The sequence below is a fragment of the Dietzia sp. SLG310A2-38A2 genome (assembly GCF_014145095.1).
Lineage (GTDB): Bacteria > Actinomycetota > Actinomycetes > Mycobacteriales > Mycobacteriaceae > Dietzia.
Genome location: NZ_JAALDX010000256.1, coordinates 1 through 2671 on the forward strand (window position 1 = coordinate 1; position 2671 = coordinate 2671).

At 70.5% G+C, this 2671-nt stretch carries 3 protein-coding genes and 1 pseudogene; all 4 read right to left on the reverse strand.

Going from position 1 to position 2671, the window contains the following annotated elements; translation table 11 throughout:
* Window positions 1-331, reverse strand: a 331-nt coding sequence (locus G6027_RS09410; RefSeq protein WP_241726992.1) for a ferredoxin family protein, incomplete at its 3' end; no start/stop codon positions are given.
* Window positions 331-1347 (reverse strand): diiron oxygenase, encoded by a 1017-nt coding sequence (locus G6027_RS09415; protein ID WP_182636942.1) that lies wholly within the window; start codon window positions 1345-1347, stop codon window positions 331-333. The genes G6027_RS09415 and G6027_RS09410, both read right to left, overlap by 1 nt.
* Window positions 1348-1526: 179 nt before the next feature.
* Complete coding sequence (locus G6027_RS09420; protein ID WP_241726993.1) at window positions 1527-2192, reverse strand: TetR/AcrR family transcriptional regulator; 666 nt, start codon at window positions 2190-2192, stop codon at window positions 1527-1529.
* A gap of 76 nt (window positions 2193-2268) precedes the next feature.
* Window positions 2269-2671, reverse strand: a pseudogene (locus G6027_RS09425) (NAD-dependent dehydratase); the annotation flags it as partial.

Genomic DNA, 2671 nt, shown 5'->3' on the forward strand with positions numbered 1-2671 from the left:
GCGGCTCCCCGGCGGGGCCGCGGCCCCGCTCCAGACGGCGGATCGGGGGGACCGGCGCCTGCGGCGGATACGGGCGCGACGGCGTGCTCAACACGGCGTTGAGGTCGAGGAACACCTGCTCCCCCGGGGCGAGGCGGTCGTCGGGGACGATCGCCCCGACCGGGCACGCTCCTACGCACGCCCCGCAGTCCACGCAGACGTCCGGGTCGATGTACAGCATCTCGGCGGTGGCGAAGTCCGGCTCGTCCGGAGTCGGGTGGATGCAGTTGACCGGGCACGCGTGGACGCAGGACGCATCGGCGCAACACGCCTGGGTGACGACGTGGGGCATCAGACGGCGGTGGAGTACGTGACGGGCGGTTCGCTGCGATAGCGGGAGGCGCGGCCGTCGATCTTCAGCGCCCGCCAGACCCGCCGTGCGAGGGGGTTCATCAGTCCGGACTGCTCGGCGAGCATGCGCACGTCGGAGAAGAGGTCGGACAGGAACTCGCGGGACTTCGGGCTGTCCCAGTACAGCTCGTCGATGACCTCGCGGGGAACGTCGAACTCCTCGCGGAACTCCTTGGTCGGCTTGAGGATGGCATCGCACAACACCCGCATGATCACCGGGAACGCCAGGGAGACCGCGAAGATCTGACCGCGGCTCATCCGGGGCGCGTGGCGGGCGACGTAGGTGTGCGCGAAGGAGATGTGCCGCGCCTCCTCCGCCACATGGATCTCCATGATGCGGCTCAGCACGGGCGGGAGCTCGTCCGCGCCCCGCAGGATCTGCTTCTGGGTGTGGTCGATCGGCTCCTCGCCGGCGAGGACGCCGATGAAGAAGCCCACCGGGGTCAGGGAGGCGAACCACGGGATGATCGGCGAGACCCGGCGCATCCAGCGGGGCAACCCGGGCACGTCGGCACCGATGATGTTGACGCCCTGCTGGAACATCTGGGTGTGGTGGCACTCCTCGGTCGCCTCGTGGGTGAGGTACCGGAACTCGGCCGACCCGTTGTCCAGGTTCGCGATGTACTGCATGATCCCGCGGATCAGGATGTTCTCGAACTGCAGGCCGACCTTCATGATGTTGGCCTGGCGCCACAACCCGATCTCGATCTGGGTCTCGACGGGCAAGGCCTGGTACCAGGGGTGGGCGCCCAGCGGGTCCACGGCCGCGGGCAGGACCCATCGCTCGTCGGTGCGGTCCACGCGGAAGTCGGGGTGGTCCCAGGGGACGTCCACGAACGCGTCGAAGTGGCGTCGGACCGACGCCTCGGACAGGCGGAGCAGGGCGGCGTCGTACTCCGCGCGGGAGGCGCTCGGGGTCGGGGTCGAGGGGGCGGTGGTGGGCGTGGGTGCGGTCATGGCGATCCCTTTCGTTTCCGACGATGTGGGTCGGAGAGAGCCTCGGAGTACAGAGTGACACTCGAGGTCTCTTTGTAACTGAGGCTAGGCAGCGCAGCCCCCCGTGTCAACGCCCGGGCGCCAACCGCCCGGGCCGCGTCGGGGCCTGAGGCCCGTCGGAGGTCGAGCCGCGTCGGACCCTAGGTCCCGTCGGGAAGGCCCCGCCCACCGCTGAGCTGCGGGCCGAGGTGCCTCCGCGCGAAGTCGCGCGCCACGTCGGGGTCGTCCAGGTCGATGGCCGTCGAGGGGGTGAGGACGAACGAGATCACCAGGCGGACGGCCACCTCGGCGGCCACCAGGAGTTCCTCGTGCGACCGGGAGTCGTCGAGACTCGTGGCCATCTCCGAGGCGAGGAACTGGGCGCTGCTGCTGACCAGTGGTTCGGCCTGGACGGTGAGATAGGGGACCGCGACCTCGGGTTCGCTCTCCAGGAGCCGGTTGAGCAGGCCGTGCGCGCGCAGGGTCTCCACCGTGTAGAGGAACCCCTCGGTCAGCTTGGACTCCACGTCGTCGTACCGGTCGATCTCCTGCTTCAACCCGGCCAGGATGCGTCCGGACTCGCGGAGCAGGACGGCGTTGATGAGCTCCTGTTTGTTGGCGAACCGGCGGTAGAGGGTCATCCGCGACAGGCCCGAACGCTGCGTGATGTCCCCCATCGTCGACCGGGTTACGCCGAAGAGCTCGAACTGCCGCAGCGCCGCGTCGAGGAGCTTCTCCCCGATGTCGTCCGTGGTGCCGCTCGGCCCGTGACGGTCCAGGGCGGCGCGGATGAAGGTCGCGGCGGTGAACGGGAGATTCGGAGCCATCGGTCGATTGTCCCCCACCGGGCGCTCTCGCGCCGGGGTGTCGAATGACCCGGGATGCCGGGCCCCGATCAGGCCGTCAGTGGCCGAGTGCGCGCCGGATGGCGTCGTCGATCCCGGTCATCTCCCAGCCCGGGGGAAGCAGGTCCGTCGCCGGGCCGGCGGTCACCATCTCGTGGCGGAGACTCTCGATCAAGCCGGCGACGGTCCCGGCGTCCACGTCCATGAGGGGGGACAGTCCCGCCGCGACCAGATCCCACGGCACCCCGAACACCGGGACGCGGACCGTCGGGAGCCCGGCGACCCGGGAGAACCTGCGCAGCAGCGCGGGGTAGGTCAGCGCCTCCCCGCACCCGAGGTCGCCGTGCCCGGCGCGGGGAGCCACCTCGAGGGCGTGACACAGGGCCTCGACGACGTCACGCTCGGCGACGGGCTCGACGCGGCTGCCGCGCATCCACCGGGGGACCGGTTGGACCGGCAAC